Source organism: Acetobacter indonesiensis, from assembly GCF_000963945.1.
Lineage (GTDB): Bacteria > Pseudomonadota > Alphaproteobacteria > Acetobacterales > Acetobacteraceae > Acetobacter > Acetobacter indonesiensis.
On the sequence record NZ_BAMW01000054.1, the window covers coordinates 1 to 4,771 of the forward strand.

The 4,771-nt window shown below is 48.3% G+C and carries 5 protein-coding genes and 1 pseudogene; 3 read left to right on the forward strand and 3 right to left on the reverse strand.

The window, feature by feature from the left end; genetic code table 11:
- On the forward strand, positions 1–1,013 hold a 1,013-nt coding region (locus Abin_RS12350), incomplete at its 5' end, for a toxin C-terminal domain-containing protein (protein WP_048847389.1).
- Between the two features lie 2 nt (positions 1,014–1,015).
- Positions 1,016–1,456, forward strand: a complete 441-nt coding sequence (locus Abin_RS12355) for a hypothetical protein (RefSeq protein ID WP_048847391.1) — start codon at positions 1,016–1,018, stop codon at positions 1,454–1,456.
- A 6-nt stretch (positions 1,457–1,462) separates the two neighbouring features.
- On the opposite strand, the pseudogene Abin_RS12360 reads toward Abin_RS12355, so the two are convergent.
- Positions 1,463–1,705 (reverse strand): annotated as a pseudogene (locus tag Abin_RS12360) (transposase); the annotation flags it as partial.
- 60 nt (positions 1,706–1,765) lie between these two features.
- On the opposite strand from Abin_RS12360, the gene Abin_RS12365 reads away from it, so the two are divergent.
- A protein-coding gene (locus Abin_RS12365) for an IS3 family transposase (protein WP_255319441.1) occupies positions 1,766–2,916 on the forward strand; the annotation gives its coding sequence in 2 pieces (ribosomal slippage) (positions 1,766–2,024 and positions 2,024–2,916; 1,152 coding nt in all).
- 225 nt (positions 2,917–3,141) lie between these two features.
- On the opposite strand, the gene Abin_RS12370 is transcribed toward Abin_RS12365, so the two are convergent.
- Positions 3,142–3,567 carry a hypothetical protein gene (locus Abin_RS12370; protein ID WP_048847398.1) on the reverse strand — a complete coding sequence of 142 codons (426 nt, stop codon included), beginning with the start codon at positions 3,565–3,567 and terminating at the stop codon, positions 3,142–3,144.
- Positions 3,564–4,771: hypothetical protein (locus tag Abin_RS12375; RefSeq protein ID WP_048847400.1), on the reverse strand; the 1,208-nt coding region annotated here is incomplete at its 5' end. The genes Abin_RS12370 and Abin_RS12375, both read right to left, overlap by 4 nt.

Genomic DNA, 4,771 nt, shown 5'->3' on the forward strand with positions numbered 1-4,771 from the left:
TTGACGCGCAGAAACTGAGCAACCAGCTTCTGTCCCAGCAGATGGGCAGCCAGCTTGTGGGTGAAGTTGGCGGGCAGATTGCGGACAAGCTCAATGACATGGGTGTGGCCGGTTTTGATGAAACAAACTGGAAGGACAATTATGGCCGCACACTTCTGGAAACGGCGGGGAATGCGCTTGTTGCTGCGGTAACGGGCGGGAATGCTGGCGCTGCAGCGGCGGGAACGGCTGTAGCAGATGAAGCTATAGCGGCGTCCTCTTCAGCGGTTGCTCTGTGGGCTGCGCAACAGACCTCTGACCCTGCGGCCCAACAGGCGCTACTGGGTGCCGTGATGAATGGTATTGCGGATGCGGCTTCGGCTGTTGGTGGAGCTGCGGTTGGTGGTGGTTCTGGGGCGACGGTTCTGAATGCCAGTGCGATGGCATCTGCTGTTGAGCAGAACAACTTTGTTTTTCTGATCCCTCTTGCGATTGAAGCGGCAGAGGCTGCCGTCATTGTTGCTGAATCTGGCGAACTTGCCGAGGGAAGTGCGGCTGTTCTTTCTGTTGTGCGAAGCATGCTGAGTGCTGGCAAGTCGGTTTACGCCGTGAGCCAGATTCTGACGAGCATGGGGTTGAATGGAGATGTGCTTGTCCATCAGGCCCAGAGCGGAAACGGGAGTTCGACAAAAGCTCCTTCCGCTGGGAATGGTGCATCTGCGTCAGGTGGCGGAACGGCCGCACCAGAGCCAGAGGGGGAAGGACCAGAGAAGAATGAATCGGAAGAACGTCCAGCAAACATTACTCAAAATGCTTGGGATAAAGAGCGGGCAGCCAAACTGGGATATACGCAAAGAATTCCTACTCAGAAATTGCCATTTAACTCACATGGTCAACCGGCTTACTGGAATGGGAAAAACTATATTACTAGAGATATTGATAGCCATAATGTTGAAAATGGATGGAAAGTGTTTGACAGGAAAGGTAATAGAGAAGGAACGTTTGATTCTCAATTAAATCCTATAAAGGGTTAGTTATGTTTGATATTTGTTTTGAAAAAAAAGATAGTTTTTATGAAGAAGAAGGGTTTTTTGGTAGAATTTTCATAGATTCGTTCAATGAAGCCTTTTTTTCAAATACATCTTTTTTTAATGAAGTTGATTATCAAAAACAATGGTGCCAAGCAGTAGAAGTATTGTTTCACAAAAAGAAGTCATATTTTCTTGTGAATGTTTATGACCCTAAAGTGGCAAATTTTTTTACTTCTTGGCCATGCTATTTGCATAATGAATCTATTTATTTGCAAAATCGTATGCTGCTTTCAGAACAATTTAATCTAGATAAAATAATTTCTTTTGAATCTGATATAGATGATTTAAGTTTTGTAGGAGATGAAGGTAGAAAAATTTCAACATGGCGAACAGATATAAAATCTATGATAGATTTCAAAAATAAAATAGAGCGTTCATTTCTCTAGGGTCTGTTAGGGCTTGATCCAGTCTGCAGCGGCAGCGATGTGTATGACCGCGAGGAACGACGTTGCTGTTTTTTCGTATCTGGTTGCGACTGCACGCCACTCCTTGAGGCGAGCCCAGAGGTTTTCGACAAGATGTCGACACCGATAGGCCCATTTTGGGCAGGCGACCGGCGTATCGCATCGTTTCGCAGGAATGGCCGGTCGGGCTCCCATGTCCCATATCCGTTTACGAAAGGCGTTCGACGCGTGACGTGCCCCCCGGAAATGTAACCATTTAAAAGTAGAGTCCGATCAGAAGGATACGGACGGATGAAACGCAGTCGCTTTACGGAAGAGCAGATCATAGGGATTCTGAAGGAACAGGAGGTTGGGCTGAAGGTCACTGATCTTTGCCGCAAACACGGGATCAGCGATGCGACGTTTTACAAATGGAAGACCCGCTATGGTGGCCTTGAGGTATCTGAGGCCAAACGGCTGAAGGCGTTGGAAGATGAAAACAGCCGCCTGAAACGTCTTCTGGCGGATGCGATGCTGGATAATGCGGCACTGAAGGAAATTGTTGGAAAAAAGTGGTGACGCCTGTCGCGAAACGGCAGGTGGTCCGACATATTCAGGAAGCTCTGGAATTGAGTGAACGCCGTGCCTGTGCGCTTGTTGGTGTCGCCAGGCGTGTTGCGCGGTATGTTTCTACTGGAACGGACGATGCTGCCCTGCGCCAGCGCCTGCGGGATCTGGCGGCCCAGAGACGCCGCTTTGGCTATCGCCGCCTGGGTTATCTTCTGGCGCGGGAAGGATTCAGCCCCAATCACAAGAAGCTGTTCCGCCTTTACCAGAAGGAAGGGCTGAAAGTCCGCCATCGGGGTGGCCGCAAGCGGGCACTGGGGACGCGCTCTCCCATGACCATCCCTCAGGAACCCGGGCAGCGCTGGAGCCTGGATTTTGTCTCGGATGCCCTGATCTGTGGCCGCCGGTTCCGCATTCTGGCTGTTATTGACGATTTCAGTCGCAAGAACCTGGCATTGGTTGCCGACACGTCCTTGTCAGGGGGACGTGTGGCGCGGGAACTGACGGCCCTGGTAGAACGCCATGGCAAACCCCTCATGATTGTCAGCGACAACGGGACAGAATTCACATCCCATGCCATCCTGAAATGGGCCGATGAGATGAAGGTCGAATGGCATTATATCGCTCCGGGGAAACCGCAGCAGAACGGGTTTGTCGAAAGTTTCAACGGCCGATTGAGGGATGAATGCCTCAACGAAACGCTGTTCACCTCCCTCAGCCATGCCCGACAGGTTCTGGCTGACTGGCGGGAAGACTACAATACGGTGCGTCCCCATTCCCAACTGGATGGTAGGACACCGGATCAGATCGCCAGACAAGGGTCTCGGGGGCATGCCCCCGAGACCCTTGTCATCCCATCAACCCCAAGCCATAAAAAACGGGAACTCTCCTTTTGAGTGGATACAAAAAGGGGGGCACGTCAGTAATCACCAGCATCATGCTCTTCACGCCCACGCTCTCACCATTAATTGTCACTAAAATTCAGAGACTTGCCCGCAACTGACTATTTCACGATCCTTATAGCCCAATTGCCACAAAAAACGGAATCACCGAACATTCCTCAATGTAGAAGGTTTTAAAACTCTCTAAATTATAATTCTGAATAATAGTAATCTCTAGAATTATATATCAACAAAAGCACATATCATTTTTATACCAGATAAATCTGGAAGGTATTCAATTGAATATTTTTTATCCATAATAAAATATGAATCCAATGGGCACATAAACCCAATAATAGATTGAAATGAACCTCTTGTGAAATTAGGAATTCCCATTTTTTTTCTTACAGAATCTTGATTCATGTCGAAAGTAATACCCAACGGAAGTTCTCCTTTGTACTCTTTGTATTTTTTTCCATAATATTTACTAAAGAAAAATACGTTCTTTATGACTGAGCTTTTATAGTCCACTGAAATAGAAAACCCAATATTATGAAATTCATACCCTAAATCATCTGGAAATATTATTTTATTGTCATATTCTTTGTTTGTTATGAAAAAGCATTCTTTTTCATTTAACCCGACAAAATCCCAAATTTTTTTCATTTATACCAACCATTATTTATGTTTTGTTGATGGAGAATACGAAAAGCATCGTCAATATCTTCTTTACTATATCCTGCTTTTGTCAGAGGTTCTCTCAAAGCGTCCATATCTTTGAGAGCAGCATTGCTCAAATCCTGGGCATCCTGTAAAATCTGATCTTGCGAATTTCGGCCACCATAAGTTCTAGAACTTTCTTGGTGTATTTTCGTCTCTACCGCAATCGTTGATGTCACTGCGCGCAACTCTTTCTGCTCATCAATAGTTAGGGGGCGCCCGTACGTCAGTTCTAACGATTTTCTTACTGCCGCAAAAGAAGGAATGTGGTCTGGTGTTAATCCATCTTTTTTACTTCTGGCTGACTGATCTCCATAAGTTCCGACCTCCAGAGGAGTAACATTCTTTTTTTCGTTTTCGACAATTTCCTGTGCGGCTTCCCGTAGATTTTCTGTTCCAACGGGAGCTTTCTCCAGCAGTTCCTTCTGTCCCTCTGGCGTGCTCAAAAGACGATCAACTTCCTGAGCTTCACCCAAAGCATTGTTCATTGTTTCAATGTCAGATTCGGTCGGAACGGCGGTTCGGCCCGGTTCCGTCAGAAAACTTTGTCCCAAAGCAGCATTATCAGGATCAAGCTTCGCAAGTTCACGCCGGGCATTGTAATATTCAGTGATCTGGAGTTCTTCCTGATCCGTCAGCGGCTTACCATTCTGATCACGCGCTTCGGCAATAATGTCTCGCTCATCCTCCTCCGCAGCCTCATTATATTGCTGCACGGCGGAGGCAGCAGCAGCGCCATTCAGCGCATTCAGGCTGCTGTTGCCTCCCCCGCTCGCAACACCGGCGGCAGCCCCTGCCGCAGACGCAATACTGTTACTGATAATGTTGGCTATGGTGCGCTGCTCTCCGGCATCGCTCGTCCATGAACGCGCAATATCCTGCGCCCATTGCCGCGTGGCAATGCTGGCAAAGTCACCCGCAGCCGTGCTGGCCGCAGCAGCCCCGGCATTGCCACCCGTTATCGCAGCAATAAGGGCGTTACCCGCTGTCTCAAGCCCTATGCGCCCCAGGGCGTTGGTCACATCCTTGGTGTCAAACCCGGCCACACCCATCTCATTAAGCTTGTCCGAAATCTGACCGCCAACTTCCCCCACAAGCTGGTTGCCCATCTGCTGGGACAGAAGCTGGTTGCTCAGTTTCTGCGCGTCAA

Excerpts from the sequence above, each read along its gene's own strand:
- Abin_RS12370 (WP_048847398.1), bottom strand. The coding sequence starts at position 3,567 with ATGAAAAAAATTTGGGATTTTGTCGGGTTAAATGAAAAAGAATGCTTT.
- Abin_RS12355 (WP_048847391.1), top strand. The coding sequence starts at position 1,016 with ATGTTTGATATTTGTTTTGAAAAAAAAGATAGTTTTTATGAAGAAGAA.